General features: G+C 54.9%; 18 protein-coding genes. 11 read left to right on the top strand and 7 right to left on the bottom strand.

Annotated features, from left to right (window positions below; all coding sequences use genetic code 11):
- Positions 1-283 precede the first annotated feature (283 nt).
- Positions 284-1,294, top strand: a complete 1,011-nt coding sequence (locus OK142_RS20925; protein WP_498684917.1) for a COG3904 family protein — start codon at positions 284-286, stop codon at positions 1,292-1,294.
- A 23-nt stretch (positions 1,295-1,317) separates the two neighbouring features.
- Here OK142_RS20925 and OK142_RS20920 read toward each other — a convergent pair whose 3' ends face one another.
- Entirely contained in the window at positions 1,318-1,872 is a 555-nt protein-coding gene (locus OK142_RS20920; RefSeq protein ID WP_313609388.1) for a recombinase family protein, read from the bottom strand.
- Positions 1,873-2,221: 349 nt separating this feature from the next.
- Here OK142_RS20920 and OK142_RS20915 point away from each other — a divergent pair, with 349 nt between their 5' ends.
- Positions 2,222-2,794, top strand: coding sequence for a hypothetical protein (locus OK142_RS20915; RefSeq protein ID WP_498684915.1), 573 nt, complete (start codon positions 2,222-2,224; stop codon positions 2,792-2,794).
- Positions 2,782-3,582, top strand: a complete 801-nt coding sequence (locus OK142_RS20910) for a hypothetical protein (protein ID WP_498684913.1) — start codon at positions 2,782-2,784, stop codon at positions 3,580-3,582. Before OK142_RS20915 ends, OK142_RS20910 begins: the two co-directional genes overlap by 13 nt.
- A gap of 423 nt (positions 3,583-4,005) precedes the next feature.
- Here the strand turns inward: OK142_RS20910 and OK142_RS20905 are convergent, their stop codons facing one another.
- On the bottom strand, positions 4,006-4,464 hold the full coding sequence (locus tag OK142_RS20905) for a hypothetical protein (protein WP_498684911.1): 459 nt from the start codon (positions 4,462-4,464) through the stop codon (positions 4,006-4,008).
- Positions 4,465-4,486: 22 nt separating this feature from the next.
- Positions 4,487-5,857, bottom strand: a complete 1,371-nt coding sequence (locus tag OK142_RS20900) for a tyrosine-type recombinase/integrase (RefSeq protein WP_498684910.1) — start codon at positions 5,855-5,857, stop codon at positions 4,487-4,489.
- Between the two features lie 350 nt (positions 5,858-6,207).
- On the opposite strand from OK142_RS20900, the gene OK142_RS20895 reads away from it, so the two are divergent.
- Positions 6,208-6,744 carry a hypothetical protein gene (locus tag OK142_RS20895; RefSeq protein ID WP_498684907.1) on the top strand — a complete coding sequence of 179 codons (537 nt, stop codon included), beginning with the start codon at positions 6,208-6,210 and terminating at the stop codon, positions 6,742-6,744.
- Positions 6,745-6,851: 107 nt separating this feature from the next.
- Here the strand turns inward: OK142_RS20895 and hyoA are convergent, their stop codons facing one another.
- Positions 6,852-11,255 (bottom strand): NACHT domain-containing antiphage protein HyoA, encoded by a 4,404-nt coding sequence (hyoA, locus tag OK142_RS20890; protein WP_498684906.1) that lies wholly within the window; start codon positions 11,253-11,255, stop codon positions 6,852-6,854.
- A gap of 419 nt (positions 11,256-11,674) precedes the next feature.
- On the opposite strand from hyoA, the gene OK142_RS20885 reads away from it, so the two are divergent.
- Positions 11,675-12,007 (top strand): DUF3768 domain-containing protein, encoded by a 333-nt coding sequence (locus tag OK142_RS20885; RefSeq protein ID WP_498684904.1) that lies wholly within the window; start codon positions 11,675-11,677, stop codon positions 12,005-12,007.
- Positions 12,008-12,057: 50 nt separating this feature from the next.
- Here the strand turns inward: OK142_RS20885 and OK142_RS20880 are convergent, their stop codons facing one another.
- A complete protein-coding gene (locus OK142_RS20880; protein ID WP_498684903.1) occupies positions 12,058-12,828 on the bottom strand; it encodes a hypothetical protein in 771 nt (256 codons plus the stop codon).
- 386 nt (positions 12,829-13,214) lie between these two features.
- On the opposite strand from OK142_RS20880, the gene OK142_RS20875 reads away from it, so the two are divergent.
- The 6 genes from OK142_RS20875 (at position 13,215) to OK142_RS20850 (ending at position 17,787) form a co-directional block, all read left to right on the top strand.
- Entirely contained in the window at positions 13,215-13,523 is a 309-nt protein-coding gene (locus tag OK142_RS20875; protein WP_498684900.1) for a hypothetical protein, read from the top strand.
- A gap of 130 nt (positions 13,524-13,653) precedes the next feature.
- Complete coding sequence (locus OK142_RS20870; RefSeq protein ID WP_313609398.1) at positions 13,654-13,932, top strand: ribbon-helix-helix domain-containing protein; 279 nt, start codon at positions 13,654-13,656, stop codon at positions 13,930-13,932.
- Complete coding sequence (locus tag OK142_RS20865) at positions 13,933-14,241, top strand: type II toxin-antitoxin system RelE/ParE family toxin (protein WP_498684899.1); 309 nt, start codon at positions 13,933-13,935, stop codon at positions 14,239-14,241. It abuts the gene before it with no gap.
- Positions 14,242-14,263: 22 nt separating this feature from the next.
- Positions 14,264-15,694: a hypothetical protein gene (locus OK142_RS20860; protein ID WP_498684898.1), complete on the top strand. Its 1,431-nt coding sequence runs from the start codon at positions 14,264-14,266 to the stop codon at positions 15,692-15,694.
- A 501-nt stretch (positions 15,695-16,195) separates the two neighbouring features.
- A complete protein-coding gene (locus OK142_RS20855; RefSeq protein WP_498684897.1) occupies positions 16,196-16,777 on the top strand; it encodes a DUF1003 domain-containing protein in 582 nt (193 codons plus the stop codon).
- A 209-nt stretch (positions 16,778-16,986) separates the two neighbouring features.
- On the top strand, positions 16,987-17,787 hold the full coding sequence (locus OK142_RS20850; protein ID WP_498684896.1) for a pyridoxamine 5'-phosphate oxidase family protein: 801 nt from the start codon (positions 16,987-16,989) through the stop codon (positions 17,785-17,787).
- Positions 17,788-17,811: 24 nt separating this feature from the next.
- On the opposite strand, the gene OK142_RS20845 is transcribed toward OK142_RS20850, so the two are convergent.
- Positions 17,812-18,555: a glycosyltransferase family 25 protein gene (locus tag OK142_RS20845; protein ID WP_498684895.1), complete on the bottom strand. Its 744-nt coding sequence runs from the start codon at positions 18,553-18,555 to the stop codon at positions 17,812-17,814.
- A 128-nt stretch (positions 18,556-18,683) separates the two neighbouring features.
- The gene (locus OK142_RS20840; RefSeq protein ID WP_498684894.1) at positions 18,684-19,928 is read right to left on the bottom strand and encodes a YcbK family protein; all 1,245 of its coding nucleotides are present in this window, start codon (positions 19,926-19,928) and stop codon (positions 18,684-18,686) included.
- Between the last annotated feature and the right edge of the window lie 42 nt (positions 19,929-19,970).

The raw sequence follows: 19,970 nt of genomic DNA, 5'->3' as shown, positions 1-19,970 counted from the left end.
GCCGGGCTGTGGTTCCGGCGCGGTCGTCTCGTCATGGTATCTCCTGTTCACGGCATCTAAGCCGAAGTCAGGCAGAAATTCCACTTATCCCCGCTGTTCAAATTTCCCGAGCCAGCTCTAACATCTTGTCCAGTTTTGAATCATCAATGCGAGAGACAAAATCACCCCAGAGCACAGTGATTAATAATCTCGCAGAGTCGAACGTGAGCAAACTTAATCATAGGGCATTGGCCCATATTGACGCTACAATTCCGCAATTTTTGGGAAATGGGGAGACATACACGTGCAGTTTGAATACACGCCACCGCAAACGGAACTAGAGCAGGCTTTGGGCGGATACTACTGCATCAACGCATTTGGCTCTATTGCGGTAGGAGACGACGAAAGGTTTATCGAGTTTTTACAGAGTTCAGAAATTCCACCCCGTACTCATATATACATTAATTCACCGGGTGGTGACGTTGATGCAGCAATCAATATCGGGCGTGTTATTCGGGATCACTGGTTTTCAACCCATATTGGGCAGTCTGTATTGGATGGAGACTACGATGGTGGTTTTCTGAAGAAGCGAAAAATAAACGATGGAAACTGCATGAGCGCTGCAACCCTTGTCTTTCTGGGAGGACGATTGCGCTATTTCCGCGAAGGGGCACGATTTGGAGTGCATCAATTTTCGTTTCGCAATCCATCGCCAGATCATATTGCACGCTCTCAGATACTTTCAGCTAAGATTGCCCGATATGTTTTCGACATGGGTATACATGCAGAGTTCCTTGAGATTGCATCTACGACACCAAATAGCGAAATTAAAATATTACCCCTTACTGACCTTGAGTCTCTTAACGTTGTCACTGGCGGGGAAACTCCAGTTTCATGGTCAATTCAAGCCTTAGAAGGCGCGTTATATGTACGGGGAGAGCGTGACAATCTGTATGGCCATCATAAAATGCTGCTCGGTTTTGCAAAACCCGATGGCTTTTTTGTTTTTGCTGTCATCGAGTCACAGGGGCGCGAACAAGAACTCACGAACTTTCCTCTCGTGGAACTCGTTATCCAGAACCCCGAGGAAACAGTCATAGAGCTGTTTGATCGCTGCTCTAGAACCGTACAAGGCATCTATACGAACATCGCTTCGCAGCTGACAATTGCAGAAGCCAAGTCCATTGCTCAGTCTAAAGCTTTTGGAATCCGTGTGCGCGGCGGACCTGACGCAGGTGTTTTTCTTGGTATAAGCCCGATGTCACTCGATGGGGCATCTCACTTGCTTAGATCGTTTGTAGATAATTTGTCGTAGCGCATCAGCCACATCAGCCAGCATCATACTCCCTTCCATAGCCGCCGAATGGTGCTCTTGCTAACACAAAAGTCGCCTGCAATTCGCCCGCACGTTTCCCCCTGCGCCCGCCGCTCCGCAATCGTCTCCCGCTCCCGTGGCCCCAGCTTGCGCGGGCGTCCGAACTTCACCCCGCGCTGCCGCGCTGCTTCCCTGCCTTGCGCGGTATTCTCCAGGATGCGCCGCCGCTGCCAGCGGGCGGCCCATCCCACCAGAAAAGCAATCAAATCCGCCATTTCGGACGTGGTGTCGATGAACGGCTCATCGAGTAACCGTAGGCCTGCGCCCGCTTCTTTCACGGCATGAAGGATGGCCACCAGATCGAGAGGAGCCCTCGCCACGCGATCCGTCGCGGTAGCCAACATGACGTCGCCGGGTTGGAGAGCGGCAAGCAACCGCGCAAGTTCCGGCCTGTCGGTCCGGTTCTTGCCGCTGCGTTTTTCATGGAAGATGTGCTCGCAGCCCGCCAGCCGCAGTTTGTCCAGCTGGTAGGCGAGGTCCTGAGCTTCAGTCGATACGCGCGCATAGCCGTAGATCATGGCTGCACCCCGTTGGGGCTTACGGAAGACAATGGCAGAACAAACATCAAATCCGTGTATTGCTAATATGTTACCAAATTATTCTAAGCATCATAAATCACGACTTTTGCAAGTAGGACGGATTCACAATTTATGACTGCCTATAAACTTTATCAATACTGAAACTACTTGGATTTTCAGCGCAGGATTACGCGCGCCGTGCCGTTCGGGCGTAGGCATGCGCGGCCGTCAAAAGTCGTGATTTTTGATATCCATTTTCAGCCAACGGTAAGGCCGTGCGGCGGATATCGCCGTGCCCCCGACGACAGTGATTCCGCCTTCAACTCGTTTCCATGGGGCCGGAGTTTCCATGCCGTATAAACCCATAATCGCCATGATTGCGGCCGTCGCCATGTTTGCCACCGCATGCCCGGCCGAATCCAACGCCCAGACACCCGAAGAAGCCGTGATGTTTATGGTCTTTGGCGTACATGACAAAGATACCTTGGACGCCGTGGTCTTTGAAAAGTCGAGCGACAACCCGCTAACCCTTCAGTTCAAGGTCGCACATGGCGGTATGGCGCCGCGTAGTCTCATGGCGCTGTCTGTCACCAAGGAGGATGATTGCCGCTACGTGGTCGGCATGACTCCGGCCGAGGGCGCACAGAACCCCATGCCGAACGGCACATTCCGCTTTGACCTGTCGAACCTGACCAAGGTGACATTCGTGAGTGGGGGTGAAGTGAAGCTGGAGGGCGCATCGGTCCAGTGCGTCGAAAGCCCCGGCCAGTGCGCGAGCTTCGACCCGACTACGGCAGCGGGGCAGTGGCAGACCCATCTCGGACCCGTCGCCGCTGGAACTTTCAAAGAGGTCAAGGGTAATCATCAACAGGCGCTGGATAAGGCGGTCGAAGAGTTCAAGGCCAACATATGCAAGCCGTAGCCATTCTCCTTTGCCTTGTTTTGGGGGCGGCACCTGCCATTGCCCAACAGGAAGTCCGGCCACTGCCCGCGCGCCAGTCGTTCAAACTCGATGCCGAAAGCGGATGCTTTGGGTACCGGGGCACGGCGGCCGAGTTTGTCGGCCACTTCAAGCGCGGGGCCTATGTCACCGTGACGATGCAGACACTCGATGCCTCGGGCCGACCTGTCCCCGCGTCAGAAGAACAGCGGATTCCGGTTCTGGATGAACCGGGGCATGCAACCGGCGACGGGGCCTACTGGTTCGGCCCGCTCCCCAAAACCGGCCCCTACGTGATTACGTTCATGCCGCAGTCCGCTTTCGGGCATCCCGCTAATGTGGTGATCTGCGGCCGCACGTTCGCGCCGGGCAGCCCGGAGGAAGCCGCCCATCGGGATAAGGTCATACAGGATGCGGTGGCAACCGACCCGAACTCTCAGGACGTGATGAACGAACCCCGGGTGCATTCGGCCGTGTCCTCGAACGAGGGCGACGCCGATGTATGCGGCTTCCCCGTTCGTGATGTGGTGATCCGGGCCGGAGAGGGAGCGGACGCCTCGCCGCTGCAACCGCGTGTCGCAGGCAGCATCCGGCACTATGCCAACCTCTATGAATCTCCCTTCGACGTGTTCGCGGTCTGCACTCCTGCCGAGGCGGGACAACCCGCCAAGACGGTCAAACTGCCGGCCAATACAAAGGATTGTTATGTCGCGGGCGGGAAGCTGGAATGCTCGTATCTGGCAAATGGAGAGACGGTTCCGGCCGAATGACACAGGCGGCCGGGAGGAGATTCCGGCCTCCAGCAGCATCGCCTCACGTTTTGTGCACCGCGCCCCTTCGGGGCGCTTTTGATTCAGGAAGGAGACGTAGCATGCTTCAACTTGGGTTAGCCGGGCTTACCCTCTATTTGGGTCTGATGGCGGCATCAATCCTCATCGGCACCCTTGTGGCCATTCTGAATGAATGCCCTTGGGTTCTCCTAGTGTTTGCCGCTCTCGTCGCTCTCTGGGTGGGAGTGGGATAGGAATACTTGGACGGTCAAACCATCACGCCTATTCGGGAAGGGCTCATATTCACAGCCCCCTTTTCGATAACAAACCCAGCACCGGTGTCCAGATTAGCCCTTCGGCTAACGATCTTGACCCCGCCTACGGCCTGAAACTGGCTTGGGATGCGCAAAGGGAGACTCTTGGCTAGCGTCTGCGATAGTAGGCATCCCATGCCAGCCTGATATCGGCAAACGACCATTCGCGGCGGCGGCCATAGGCGGGGCTTGGGCGGGTGTAGCAGCCAGCAAGACCGGTTTCCCGCTGGAGCTTCATGAACCATGCCGACGATTTCGGCTTGCCCCGTGGTGTCGGTTCGATCTGGCGGATAACGCCGCTATGCGCCCAGCAGTCGTGCGGGTTCGGAACAGACGCCGGGTCTCGGAGATACGTCCGCAGTCGCTGCAAGGTGATATCATCCGGCGACTGATGGATTTCCTTGCGCAGTTCGGCCACGGCTAGGGCAGCGCCCTGTCGTGCGGCCTCCCGCAACATCTCGTCCAATTGATTACCGGTCAGTACTAACGCCTGCATCGGCTCCATAAACGCGACCCTTTCCTTGTCGCGGATACGGTGGGACAGACGGCTGCTATGGTCGAGGCCCATGATGGGAAAAATGACCCCTGCCCTAGATGCCAACCAGCTCGCCAAGCCGCTGGGTCACAGGCCGCAGCGGATCGACCAGCCCGAGGTCGTAGATCATGGTAGTTTCAAGGTTGCCCTTGTGGTCGACGTAGTGGGAAACCGCTTCGCGGGAGACGCCCTGCCCCGTCAGCATCAGCGAGATTGCGATGCGCTTGAGGTCGTAGAGCTGAAAATGGTCAGGCACTCCCTTCAATGTCTTAAATCGCGCCAGACCCTTGCGGAAGTTGTCGCGCGGCTGCGACGGGTCCGTGTGGGATGGAAACACGAGACGGCTATCCGGCCAGCGGTCCCGCTGGGCGCGGATCATCACCGCAACCTTGCTGTGGATCGGCACCGTCCGGTAGGCGTACTCATAGAGCGAACGCGACAGCTTGATGCCCTTGGTGTTGTGCTTGTTCCAGATGAGTTTATCGAGATCGAAATGCCCGAACTCGGCCTTGGCGAGATCGCTGGGCCGCGCCATGGTCAGGAACAGGATGCCCATATAGTTGCACAGTTCGGCCATCTGATCGTTGGTGGTCAGCGCGTGGGCCTTGGCCAGCGCTTCATTGCGTTTGGCTAAACCGGTCAGGTTCTCGATCTCCGGTACCGCCTCGAACACTGGATAGAAGATATGTGCGGCGATCTGCTGGATTTGCTCCATGGAATAGTCCCGTCGCTGGCGAATGACCTTGCGCTTTCGCAGGGGATGGGCGGGATTGCGCATATCGACCAGTTGCATACGAATGGCCCAGTTAAACAGGGCTAGAACGTGCCGAAGGGCGGTATTGTAGACGTAGGATGACGCGAACTGCTTTTGATATCGCTCAATATCCAGCGGCTTGACCGAGGCCAGAGGTCTGTCCGCGAACATCGTACCCAGATCGACATAGCTACGGATGTTCTTGCCTCTCTTGGTCACAACCTTGGGAGGGCGACGGAGCCATTTTGCCATCAGCATGATGAAAGAATGTTTGTATCCTTCCGACAATTCGGAAACGTGTGTCTCCCAGTAACGATCGATGGCTTCGCGAACGGTCATGAGATGGACGCGGCGCGGATCATTTTCATCGAGGTCGGGGTTTTCACCGGCTTCGAGCTGTTTTTCACGTTCGACAACTGCCATTCGCGCAGATGAGACACTCAAGACTATGCTCGAGCCTAGGGCTTTCCGGTGGCGTTTCTGGTTAAAGACATAGGCGTGTACGAATGTCTTGTTCCCCAGGGCCGTAACACGCAGGCCAAGCCCCGACACGGAGCCACTGCGGATAACACCGTCTCCTCCGACGGGATAATCCCAATAAATTTCCTGATCCTTTCCGGCAGGACAGGACGCCCCGGAAACGAACGGATCAGTTAAGAATAACTTCGGCATTTCATGTAACTTCCATGTAACGGATTTGTACCAAATGTTACATGAAAAGTGAAGTAATGACGAAACACAGTTTTAATAAAATGATTAAATAACAGTCGCTTGATGATTTTTCATCAAGTAAAAAATTCGCCCTGTGGCCGCTACGAATCTGAGGGTCAGGAGTTCGAATCTCTTCGGGCGCGCCAAATTTTCCAAACACTTACGCGAATTTAGCGCAGCAATGCTGGGTTCATGTAACTTTGGTGTAACGGAGCACACGATTCCTCTAAACAATCGAATTTCTTGAATACTTGCCAGCTTCGTGTCTTCCGTGAACAATCGACACAAATGCAAACATAGGGAAGATAAGAATGAAAATCGCCTGTTTAGGCTGGGGTTCACTCATTTGGGACCCCAGAAGTCTTCCGGTAGAAAAGGAGTGGTTTGAGGACGGCCCCAATCTACGCATTGAATTTGCACGTCAATCAAATGATGGCCGTCTAACGCTGGTAATTGAACCGTACTCTCCAGAAGTCCCCTGCCTTTGGGCTGTCATGACCGTGAAAAATGTGGCTGAGGCACATGGAGCTTTGGTAGAACGCGAGGGAACAAGCAGAAGGTATATTGCAACCTGGTCTGTGGGAGAGGAAGCGCCAGAATCAATTCCATCTTTGCCCGATTGGGCGGCGGCTCGCGATGTTAAAGGAGTTGTATGGACGGCTCTCCCGCCCAAATTTAATGATGCTAAAAGCGCTCCAACCCAATCTGAAGCAATCAAGTATTTAGATTCTTTAACTGGTGACACTCGCGCTAAAGCTAAAGAATATATTACGCGTGCACCCCGGCAGATAGACACTCCGTATAGACGGCAGATTGCAGTCGAACTGGGCTGGCGGAGTGAACCCTAATTTAGTTTGCCTATTTTGCGGCGCCAACTGGATTCGTTCCCTCTCCCCAAATAGTCTCCACCCAGCTGCATTGTGTGCAGCCAATTCCCGCGAATCCCCCAAAAGACTTATTCAGAAACACGAACTGCGGCCTCGCTTTCTTCTGTACGGGCAGACGTATGCCGATGTCGCTTGCTTAAATCGATGCCGACAACACGGATTTCATCCACACCCGGATATGCTGGCGCGAGCAATTCCCAATGCGCGAGAAGCGCGTCGACAACACTTTCAAAATCAACCAAATTGCCGTCGGGAAGCTGCCAACGTTTGCGTTTTTGGCCTCTATTGACGAGTAAGAAGATACCTCGGGAGGAGCGGCGGTCGCGGAGATAGTCTCCAGACAGCTGATTTTCAAGGCGTTCAAAAAGCTGTGGGCCAGTCCAATTGTCTGCGATTTTCAACTCGGTCGGAATCGGGCCAGATATCCCAACGCCGTGGAAGCGAAGATCCGGCCGCTTTTCGTCAGCAAGTTCCTCTTCTTGAGGTATTTGATATCTGCCTGAAGACATACGTTCAAGCTCACGGCCAAGGAAGTTACGCATTACTTCCTCGCTTTCAATACTGAGGAGAACACCCGCAATACTGCTGTCTCCGTCCTCCATATCGCTCTTCAAATCCAGCAGATGGTTCACCGCCAGTTCGGAGAGCTCACGATGATTTCGAGGAGTACGCTCTTGCTCCTCCTCGAACTCCCGCACTTGCTCAGGTGTCCACTCGCTCATATCGGCGTCTTGCTCGGCGCGTTGATGTGCCCTGTGCGCAATCCATCGACTAGCCTCGGCATCAGTTTCTTTATCAGCAATATTTTTCATCGCCAGATACGCTTCCTTCCCGCTAATCGCTTGTAGAAGGTTGAATATTGCGTTTCGTGAATCCTGAGCCCGGTCACGTATTGTTGGAGAGTAAATCCCGCCATTAGCGCGATCGATATCATCTGAGCGGGGAATGTGCCTGTGTAACAGCACATAGAGCTGCTCCAAAAAACGGGGCTGCCTAAAAGCTGTTCGTGAGATTGGAAAATCACTATACCGGTCGCCAAAAAGGTGATTGGCGTAGCTCATCGCATCGGTGGGCGCCTGATTATCTTGCCGCAGTCCGTCGAGATACGCGGCAAAGGCAGGAATTGCTTCTTCAGGGTTGATACCTGTCCACAGGGCGTTCCATTGAACAGGGTGGCGCGTTTCTGGATTCTCAACCCGCGACTTTGCCAAGGCCTCAAGCTGATCATCTGGCACACCGGACCCAAGAACGATACTGAGCAGCTTATTCAATGTTTGGTCATTCCGTGGCTCACGCTCACGAAGAAGATCGAAGACGGCTGGTCCTAACTCAGCCCATGCCCATTTTCCTGACCAAGCAAGATCATCAATAATATAGTGCATTCCGTCATCAGGCTCGGCTGATATCTCGTACTCCACTTCCCTCATTATGGAAGCGGTCAGTACTTTGGAATGTTGAGCATACAGCCGAGGAAACCAATTGGGGAAACCATTGAGTTCATGTGAAGCAAAACGCCAGATGCGCTCCAACTCTTGAGGTCTGATAGTTTCAACCCAGTTGGCTGTCTCACGGGCTTCGATAGCAAGTCCGCTTAACCCAAAAATTACTGATGCTGACGTTTGATTCGCTTCTGTACCCTCAGAGCGGAGCCTCGGCATCGCCCGATGGGCATGTAAAATCGTACCGTCTCGGTAGGCTCGAGCTACTTCTTCCCCAAAGTCAGGAACGAGGGAACGCCAGTCGCCAGTGGTCCACTTACCGTTTCGCTCACCTCTATTTGTTGTTCGATGATGAAGGTACCACTGCGTTTTCGAGACATCATTGGGGTCAGAAAAACCGGGGTCGCGTACGGTTTCCAAGTGTTTTGAAATATGCTCTCGCGCTTTTTTCAGGTCGTCTTTCTCGCGACGAGCACGGGCGTTGGCTTGTTGCTTCCATTTGCGTTCCTGACGCGAATATTCGTCGTCACGCTTTGGAGGGTGCAAGAAAAGTTCAAGTTGACCGGTGAGTTCGGAGTTACCCGAAACGGCGTTCTTTAGCCGCTTGAGTCTGGCTGCTCCTCTCCCCAATTGGACGTAAGCGTCGATTGCACCTGACAAGGCAACGAGCTTGTCGTCTTGATCGTTGCGCGCGCTGATCTCTGCGACGAAGTAGTTAAAGTCTTCACCAGCGATTTTCCATAATCCGCCAAACGAATACGCATGCCATGTTTGCGTTACGCGGGGTAAGCCCGTACCAGCCTTGTCGGCTCGCGCCCTAGAGACTTCCGACCAGAAAAGCGCCCGGTTCAGTTCAGGCCAAGAAGGAACCAATTCAGCGAAATCTGCTTTCAGCTCCCGCATCTCGGCCCCATAGTGCCTGGACATGGTAAGCATCCCAAGCACGGACAGCGTCGTTTTCGCGACGGCAGCGTCATCTCTCGCCCTAACAAGTCGCTCCACTCCTAAAGTGGCAGGAGCGAGAAGCCAGCTATATCGCTTGGATATCTTGCAGTAGCTGGCGTCCTTATAAGGCGAGATAGACAGAAGCTGATAAAAACCGTCCAGAAGGCGCGGTATTTGCTTGATCGGGATTCGCTGGGCGAACTTTGTGGCACCATCCTGGAGGTGGTCCACCGAGTATTTTTCGATTGCCTCCGTTCGGGCAAGCATGCCGAGAAGCCATTCAAGTTCCTCATCGCTTCCCTTGAGCGTCTCGCAGAGCTCGTTAAGCCATTCCCTATTGGGGGGTGAAGGTTCAGCAGCAACTGCCTCGCGAATAGCGCGCACATCTTCGTCGGAACCAACAGCCTGAACAGCGCGGATCGCCGCAATCCGTCTATACTTACTCGACGTCGGTGATAATGCTTCTTGTTTAGCCTCCGGTAAAGCATCCTTGATTTCACCGATCCAAATCATGCGTAAAAGGAAGCTAGCGGCTTCGTCGTTAGCTTCATGTTCCCTTAAAAGCCTACGGATATCGTCGCTCAGGTCCGGGTGGGCAAAGCGCTGAACCGCAGCGAAATGGGTTGGTGCTGTCGGTGAACGTCCTTCGGTAAGTTGCTGAGTGATCTCGCCTAAGACTTGCTGGCGTGTCGGAAGCGGAAGGGAGGAAGGATCGCCCGCCTCGAAAAGCACTTCTGGCGCGATTTTACGCACCCGTTCCCTGATGCGATCATCATAAAGTGCCACCCAGGGCAGAATCGGCCTCATGACCGGGACGACAACCTCGACGCCGTATTGAACCTTGAAAAACATATCCTCAATAGCCCGTCGCGATGCCGGGTGTAGAAGCATTTGGCGGAGCCACTCACCTGTCAAATACTCGCGAACTGTGCGGTGGTGGAATCTCACGGAGCCGTATATCGCCGCATCGAAGATCGGGCGCTCAAGAAGTGCCTTTCTTTCTTCAGGCAACCAATCAGGCAACACCTTATCGACTGGAATTCCATCGAGGCCATCTTTCCCATCAGGTACCTGGATCGATGGATTACGGGTAAGCGTTGCTGCGGCAGCAAGCAGCAATGCGCCATTCCAAGCTTTAGCGTCACTTAACGGGACAGCGTCCGCACGCTCTTGGTCCCTTTCCTTCAAGCGACGCTCGATACCATCTCTAATAATGGTGCCTCGGGTGCCAATCGCACCGCGCTTAAGCCACGAGGCAATCAAATCTTCCAGATCTTGCGGAAGCGCCGCAAAGGACCATGCGTCCGCTCTCTCAATTGCACCAACAAAAGCCTTCACATCGTTGACACCTCGTGCTGCGGCAAAGATTTCAACTTGATCGCGCGACAAACCTTCAAGGGCCAATATCCTGAATGGAGCTGTCGAGTTAGGCTTGTCGTTAACAGTTCTGGGAACGAAGGTATGCTCGCCATGTTCGGCGTCATCATTTTCACTCTCGTCAAACAGGTCGCCGTCTTCGCGTTCTACTGGCTCGTCAGCAACCTTGGTGGTTCCCGCGAAAGGTAGGCTAGCCTTAGCTCTATCCAGATCTGTTTTCGGGCGCCAAGCTGACATCCGGCCACTCAAGAATATGTGGGTCCGGTCAAGGGCCAGTTTGAGCTTGTCGCCGAGAAGCCGTAGCGCCAACTCAAAATCTTTGGGATGGCGTAGGCGAGCTTCATCAACAGAGTCGAGGAAAACCCACCCGTCCTCACCCGATGCAAGCCAATCGGCAAACTCCTGTTCAGTGCCAATATCGAATGCAGTTGAGAAGTGGGCTGGGATATTCTCCAATCGCAGAAAGAACGCTGCTTTACCCTCTGACTTTAGCTGGTGAGTGACTGTCCGAAATTCTTCTGTCTTACCCGAACCTGCTTCAGACAGAATGACGACACGGTATTCCTGTTGTAGATTGCTCCAGCCAATGCCGCCGGACTCATAAAATGCTTTCGACAGATCAGAGTCATCGCTTTCACTTGCGCTGCTGGAAAGCTCCCGAAAGGTTCGGCCTAGTGCTACGTGTTTGAAATCATCTTTATCGTCGGACATGAAAAGCAGCACCTATAAGTCTCATTTTGCGAAGCGCATTATCAACTCGTGAGATAGTAATCTCTTCCCGCGTCAAGAACTGCTTACTCTTTGCAATAGTGCTATTTTACGCCGACTTCCTCTGCACTGTCCAATGGCTTGAACAAATACGCCATCACAATCATCGATTGAGGTAAGCTTGATTGGTCTTACGCTTGTTTATTTGAGATAGTATGGGGTGCCGAGTGGCTTCGCCCCTTCTCTTCCCCAAACAGGTCTTCCGCCCAGCTTCCTTCATTCCGCTACGCTGCATTGCGTGCAGCCGGTTCCCCGCGAATCCCTGTTGTCCCCTTCCATCCCCACCGCTCGCGCGGCTCCGGGAAGCAGGACGGGACCTGTTTCCCTGTCCTACGAAGGAAACCAAGACAAGGGACAAAACCATGACAACCGCTCGCACCACCCGTATCCGAGAATTGAACGATGCATTCCGCACGACCTGGCTTACGGGCACCGTGCTTATGACCTCCGGTATCCAGAACCTGCCGGACATCACCCGATCCCACATCGTGGAGGCCGTACAAGGTTTCGACACGTTCACGCCGGACAACGATCCGCGCGGGGAGCACGATTTCGGGGCAGTGACCGTCGAGGGGCAGAAGGTCTTGTGGAAAATCGATTACTACGACCCAACCATGGAGTACGGCTCCGATGATCCGGCAAACCCCGCTGTCACCAAGCGGGTACTCACCATTATGCTGGCAGAGGAATACTAAACCGAAAAAGGAAGGCGTAGCTGTCTATGCCTTCCTTTCCATGGTTTTTGTTAAGCGGACTGCTCAACTCCGTTCCAGAACGGTGTGGGGAAGATGTCGATAGGCGTCGCGCCACAGTCTATGCAATGCCAGAGGTTTTTTGCCATCGTATGTCCATCATGCACACCGTCGCAATGCAGGCAGTGCCATTCCGCTGATAAGCCGCCGCCCAAGGGATGCAGCGCCCGACCTTGCTGATCCGGCATAGTCGAACGGCGCGGCCAATTGGCCGAAACGTCGGCATGCATGCGGCGGGCGCGAATCTTCAGCAGTTGGGTGGCTCGCTCGATAAACGCAAGGTCGAGTGCCTCCACGGATTTAACGCGACCACCCAAACGCCTGAGTTCGGGCTTGGCTGAAGGTGCTTGATCAAGGCCGATTTCCCAGCCTTGCGAGCCGAAGGCAATGCTAAACTCATCACCGACCAAATAGAACTTACGACCATCAAGCTCGCCATAAATTTCATCGGCTTCCATGGGTTTTACGTCATCAGGAACCCAACGACTAAAGGCAAGTTTATCGCCAAACGCAAGTACATCAGTGGTTTGACCGGCAATTTGCGTCGAAGAAGCGCCCACGGGTTCCGAAAGTAAATCCGGCAGGCTTTCCATTTGTGCGGGGGTTGGCTGCCAGCCCTGCTTGTAGGCTTCAGCGAGTCCGCGCCAGTGAGGCTTACCCACTTCACGCGCGACGATTTCCAAAGCAGCGAAATGTTGAATACGACGCTTTCGTGCCAGCTTCTTGGCGACGATTTTAAGCGTAGTGAGAATGTCGATGGCCATGATGATCCATTCCTTGTTGTAACGAATCCAACCGGGTGCCCACTGCCGACCGGACCCGTCCAAAGGAACGGTGTCAGTCTTGATCAATAAAACGCACTGCAAAGCTTCGCGTGGTGGGCACACCGGCCTGTGCGTCAGGCCAAGTGCATCCTGCCCGTGTGATGATTCTGAGTCAATAGGAGCTCAAAGACCCGTTTAGAGGCGGTGGTTTCTAGATCTTAGGGGCCTGCCCCTCGGCGCGCGGCAAGCACAATCCTTCCGGCCGAGGCTCCGCGCTACGCTTGTGCGCCCGCACCAACCGGACGGATTCTCCTTGCCACTTGCACACCCCGATCTCGCCGATGGGCAAGGTTGCATGACTGCAACCCCAATCCAAAGAAGAGACCATGAACAAACATTGCTATGAGATACACACCCTGAACTGGCGCGGCATCACCATCGAGGTGACTTACGAGCGTAACTGGCTGCGTTGCGAGGGTTATAGCCCCTGCCACCTTACCCTTACCACCATCGCCCCCGTGCGCTGCCCCCTGCCCGTAACGGAAACCGGCTACCGTTCGCATTTCACAGACCCAGCTTTCATCGAGCAGGCAGGCGGGCCGCTCGCCTATGTCGCCGCCGAACTGGATGCTGCGGCCAATTCCAAGACATGGCGAAAACACGAAGCAGAGAACCGACAACTCTCACTTTTCTAGGGCCATTAGGAGGGCTTCACTATTGCACCCACCTTCTCCAGCGCGCCAAAAGGTCAGCGAACACCGTCAGGAAAGTGTAGGATTAAATCGTGTCGCGTGGTATAAAAGGTTAGAAACGAAAGTGACGATCATGCGCACCACACAGTCTCTCAGCATCACACTCCCCATTGATATGGCCGAAATGGTCAAGGCGAAGGTCGCCTCGGGGGAATATGCCACGGAAAGTGAAGTCATCCGCGACGGCCTCCGTACCCTCGCCGCACGAGATGCCGCTGTCGAACGCTGGCTGAGGGATGAAGTAGCCCCCGCCTACGACGCTCATAAGGCAGACCCCACCCGTGCTGTGTCGCTTGATGAAGGCATGGCGAGCGTCCGCGCCCGCATCGCCAAGGGTGAAGGCCGCGATTAAATGAAGCATTACGCTGTGCGCCTGTCGCCTGAGGCGCAGACCGACATCGTGCGGATACATGCCCGCATCGTTGATAAATCTGGCTCAACCATCACCGCCGACCGATACATTGACCGGATTAGTGGATTTCTGAGTTCGTTGAACGTTTTTCCCGAGCGCGGGACCGTGCGCGAGGAAGTGCGCTCCGGGCTACGTATCATCGGATTTGAACGCAGTGCCAGCGTGGCGTTTATCGTGGAGGATGATAACGTCGTGGTTCTGCGCATTCTCGCCAAAGGCCAAGAATTTGGCGAAATAGCGCCTGACTAAATAGGGTATCTAAGTTATTCAGATGTCGGAAAGTCTTACCCAAGATGAGATAGAAAGCCGGTTTCAAGGCATCTGGCGCAGATTCGAGAATAAATCGACCGATAGCATCACGCCTGAACTTATTGAGAAATGGGCTTCCGAAAAAGGGCTTTCTAATATCTCCGCAAGGGCAGAGGACGTGGGAGCGTTCAATACAACTCCTTCGATAGTCTTGGAGGCCAATGGTAGGAAAGCATGCTTTCCCACCATACCACATACCGGCGACAGCGCTTGGGAAACGAGACGAGTTGCACGGGAACAGGAAGCCTTACTTTGGGATAAGGTCGAGTGGTTTTTGCCGCTGTGGATTCCACTTGGAAAGGTTGGCGAGCTTCTTCAATCCGTTAAGCACGGCTCTCGACAACGGGCGATTGAGTTCTTCGACTACCACACATCCACGTTATACACTCTGCCCTTCCAAGCCATCTGTATCGCTCAAATAATGCCGATGGCACGCAGCTTAGAGGAAATCGTGCCACTGGCACGCGAAGCCTACCTTAGCCAATACGCCGGTTATCGGGCTTCAAGCATAGCCGCGCTTATACCGGCCATCGAGGGAGCATTGACTCGAATAGCGTCAAACCTGCCGCAAGATAGCTCCGTACACGATAAGATCGACCACGCTATAAACCGTGCCATCCGCACCGCCGCCGAATTGCACTTCGATCGAATGTGGGTTCCTTCAGAGTACAAAGAACCCACTTATCTATTCGCTCAGGATGAACGTGTCTTCGCTTTCGAGACATTCCGTCGCTGGCTAAAAAACCATTTTTTTTGCCGAACGGAAATCTACCAAGGCGTAACGTGGCTCAATCGAAACATGTTTGCACACGGAACCGCCTCGTCTTGGCAAAAGGCAACAAACTTCCAGCGTCTCGTAGTGGCACTCGCCACACTTGCAGCAATAGAGTCATGGTACGATGAGACCCATCGGGTTCCGTTTTGGCTCCCCGAAATGAACGACGATAGCAAGCTTCTTTGGCAGCAAGCTCTTTTCAGAGGCGAAGCGCAGATGCTGCAAAACACGATGGAAGAAAAAATCTATCACAAACACGGTCGGCTGGTTCCGAAGATGCCAACTGATAATGGCGTTCTGCTTCGGAAAGCTCTCCTCTCACAAGAGTGCATGGAGGATTTAGTCCGACCGTTACGACAAGCAGGATGGAGCGTGGTGGTGAATGAACCAGATACCGAAGCTTTATATGTGACTGTTACCGCGTCTGATCGTGTTGAGAGCTTCAGTATTGCTTTATTGCATAGTTGCGCCACAGAGAATGCCATTTACCGGCAGCTTGCGGACACCTGTAAAGTGATCCTGTACCGTGGGTCCCCCTATCGTCAGGATTCCTTTGCATCCGGTATCTCAATACATGTCGGACCGGTTCTCGGGTGGCAACCACCTAAAGCTGCGTAGAAATCTAATTGCTAGTCCGCCCTTCACGACAATGTGAGTGTTTCCGCACTCTTCGAGTTTACCAAAACACGCAGTCTCACACGCACATTTCTACGCACACTCAAAACACAGTTCAAAATAATGAAGCAAATACAGGCATTTACATATAGACTTTTCTGACTTTTAATCAGTAGGTCCAGGGTTCGAATCCCTGCGCTCTCACCACCTTCATCAAACATATCAGTCACTTAAGACACCCATCCGCCTCTATACATTTTGGCGGCGGTGGTAGCCTGTTATTGCCGCGCGCCATGTGGTTGCGTTCGCGCAGCTATTTTCCCTGAAACCGCCACCCTCCCCGACAAGCCGTCTCCTCGCTCCAGAACCGGCCGATAAGGCTGCTGAGCCCAAAGCATGGTAGGATGGATATGCCCGAATGGCGGACCGGTCGGGGCATGATGCGGGCGGCCTTTGAGTATCCAGGCGGTCGCCGGTTTGCAGCGGGCCAAGGGAGAAAGAACAATGGCAACCCATATCGAAGACGACAGTGACATGCTCATACCGCAGGATCTGGCGGAGGGAGCAAGCCGCTACCTGGGCAAACCGCTTGAACTGCTGCCGGACAGGGAAAAAGCGATATTTCGTCATCTTGCGGCAAGACGCACCATATCGACGGACGCGAATGCGGTTTTCGACGAGAGGCTGACGCCCGGCCAGCGCCTCGCCGACGTGGTTGCCAAATTCGGCGGCTCCTGGACCTTTATCCTTATTTTTGCAGCTGTTCTTGCCATATGGCTGAGCTCGAACATCGTAGCGGCTTCGAACGCCTTCGATCCCTACCCGTTCATTTTTCTCAATCTCATCCTGTCCATGCTCGCAGCGGTTCAGGCGCCGGTGATCATGATGAGCCAGAACCGCCATGCGGCCAAGGATCGGATAGACGCCGCGCATGACTATGAGGTCAACCTGAAGGCGGAAATCGAGATAATGGCGCTGCACGACAAGTTCGATCAGATGCGTTCCACCGAGTTGAAAGCCCTCGTCGACAAACAGCAGCAACAGATCGACCTTTTGACAAAACTCGTCCTGAAACAAACGGACTAGAACGTTCCCCCGCGACTATTCGATTTGAAAACCGACGCACTGCATGCCGGCCGTAAAGCGGCAGCGGCTTTCCATTCGGCACGATTTCCAGACAAGCAATGTGCTTGCGCATCACCCCCATTGAGCGCAGAGTAAATCAACGACAGCATTGAAGCGGGCGCTGTTGTGTAAAGGTACACATGCCTTGGCCCCAACCAAAGGAGGACAAAATGTCTTCCATCAATCGCAAACAAAATGTCGGTTCGGATCGTGCAGCACTGCTCGCCAAAGTGATCGGCATGCTTGAAAGAGGTGCCGCAACTTCACGCGACGTCACGAGGCTAGGCGCTTACAGGCGGCTTGTCATCGCGGTCATTGAAGGCGGTTCGCGGATACGCAAGGCATTCCCGGTGGCATCGGCGTCTCACCATGAAGCCGGCGACATGCGGACATCTGCTCAAAAATCCGCAGGCCCGGCCGTTGACAGATGGGAAAATGAAGGCGGAGCGATCAAAGGATCGTTTTCTCCCGTCCAGAGCGGAGCAAGCATCATGGCTTCAAGTGTCCATCTGGAAGAAATGACATCGGAGGAATGCATCACATTCCTTTCCCGCATGAGCTTCGGGCATCTTGCCTGTATCGATCATGACAGGCCCTACGTCGTGCCGATCCATTTCGTGTCTCACCAGGGCGGAATCTACAGCTTTTCGATGACGGGAGCAAAGATAGAGAGCATGCGCTTGAACCCGCATGTCTGCCTTCAGGTCGATGAGGTCAAAAGCACCAGCTCGTGGACAAGCATCATTCTTCACGGCCTGTATCAGGAACTTGGAGATAACGAGCAGTGGCATGGCGAACGGCTTCATGCCTGGTCTCTGATCCAGAAACACCCGAACTGGTGGGAGCCGGGAGGCTCGACGATCCATCCGCACGAAACCGGCGCCGCAGCCGCAAAGCCAGTTTTCTTCAGCATTCAAAGAGAAAGCCTCACGGGCCGCAAGGCGGTTCAAAGGGAGGATGTCGTGCGGTGAACAGCCTTTTGTGACGCCCTACCGTTACAGATAGGCGTAAACATACCGCGCAATATTGTCATAAAAGCTCGCCAGATAAGCCGGCACCCGCTTGAACCGGGCAAACTTGCTGCCGCGATATTCGGCACGCGTGCCGACCAGCGTGTCCGGGTCGCCAAAGGGCAGGAAATCCTTGTCAGTCACATAAACGCGCGTGCCATAGCCCCAGCCGCATTCCAGCGCCCGGTCGAAGGGCAGCGTCATTACCCTTGCAGCTTTCAGGAAACGTTCAGCGCCGCCGCGTGAGATGATGTAGCAGGCCGAGGATCCCTGCGGGCCGAAAATGCAGCGCCCGAACGTGTCTCCGAGAGCGCTGGTCTTCCTGCCCTTGAAGCCGCTGCGGCGGTGGTTGGTCAGCTTCACGATCGCGTTTTCCGGCATGATCGCAGCCATGGCTTTGACCCGTTCGGAAAAGTCCGGGGTAAAGGCAACGTCGTCCTCGACGATCACAGCAACCGGCGCGTCACTCGCCAGAAAAATCTCCAGCGCCTTGATGTGGCTGGCATAGCAGCCATATTCGCCAGGCAAGGCATGGCGGCCGTTGCGCAGCTCGAAGCCGCGTTGGTTGAAGTCCGTCCACTCGGCAGGAGGAATGGTCTTGCCGTCGACACCCTCGACCGGCCGCAAATCAAGACCGAGACCGGAAGCGCCGTCCAGCATCTTGTCGAGCCGTGCACGCGCCCTGGCAATGGAGATGATATAGACGGGAAAGGTGGAGATCGGCAGCATTTACAGGACACCATGCGCATGGAGACAGGGAACCGTCTCCTACAGCATGGCGTGCCGCACGTCCATTCGCACTCAGACTGGATGGATTTCAGGCGCGAACGCTCCGGATTTTGCAGTCACGCCGGAGATTATTTCCGCGCAGCGGTGCGGCGGCAGAGCCAGTTCCAGTCTCTCGGTTCACCCGTATCCATGTGCACCGATTCGGTATGGCAATAGGTGCCGACGCCACCGCGCTCCGGCAGGGAACGCAGATAGGTTGCAAGCTCCCATTTGGAGACGCCCTTGATCTGAATGTCGGCAGCATCGCAGGTATAATGCTTGGAACCCTGCCTTATGCCCTTTGGCGGGCGATAACCCGAGGTAACAATGGCCGGGCTGTTGTAATGACGCTCGACATCCTTGATCATCCGGACCAGCTCCGGCTTGAAACAACCGACTTCAACGTGATCCGTCTGCAGGAAAAGCCCGTTCGGCGAAACGCGGGTGAGGCCGGAGAGCGAAGCAAGCTTCATCAGGCCGGTCGGTTGATCATCCTCGTCTTCGAGATGCGCGTCATCGAATTCATCGGACATCATCGAGCGGCCCGAAAGCGCAATGCCCATCGTCCTGTCCGCAGCGCCGGGCAGCGCCGCAACCTGCGTGTTCTCGGCGGAACCGCTTTCAATCATTTTCGGCAGGCGCTTCTTGGCCGCGCCGGCGAAAAACGCCGCAAGCGTCACGCCCTTGCCCTCGCCTTCCTGCCCACTTTCGCCAGCCGGCTGTGCGGCAGCCACCGCAGCAAGCTGCTCAGACGCCGTCTGCGGCACGGGAACTGCCTGGCGGTTTTCACTGTGCTGTTCCGCTGGCAGCTGCGCCGCTGCCGGCACCTGAACCGGCGCTGCAACGGGCTGGGGCTGTGCCGCCTGCACCGGTGCCGAATAGACGCTGCTGACGGCGGGGATGATTTTCTGCGATGGCGCGCCGGGCGTGCCAACCGTACCGGATGCGCCCGCCGCCGCAACGGCAGGTGCTGTGGAGTAGATGCTGGATGTCCCGGCGGAAATCGCAGTCGGCTGCGTTGTAAGCCCGCCAATATCGGCAGCAGCACCATAACCCTGGGCCGGACCGGCCGCAGCCTGCTGCTGGGTCGGACCTGCTGCGCCGGCCGCCGATGCCACGGCAGGATCGACATAATGCCCCTGCTGCGCGCCCGCCGCCGGAGTGGCGGCGGCCGTCTGCGGCTTCTGCTGTGCGGCAATCTCCGGCTTCTTGTTATTGGCGACCATCTCGTCGTCAGTCATGGCCGAAACGCATCCGGAAAGCCCGAGCAGCGAAACGGCAATGACAAGACGCTGACAGGAAACGCGTCCTTTCGCGCCATCTGCAGCTTTCATGGGTGGCCTCCGTATCTTGCATTTACAACAGCAGCACGGGAA

Source organism: Agrobacterium sp. BT-220-3 (genome assembly GCF_025910175.1).
GTDB lineage: Bacteria > Pseudomonadota > Alphaproteobacteria > Rhizobiales > Rhizobiaceae > Agrobacterium > Agrobacterium oryzihabitans.
This window is presented reverse-complemented; position numbering and strand designations above follow the sequence as displayed.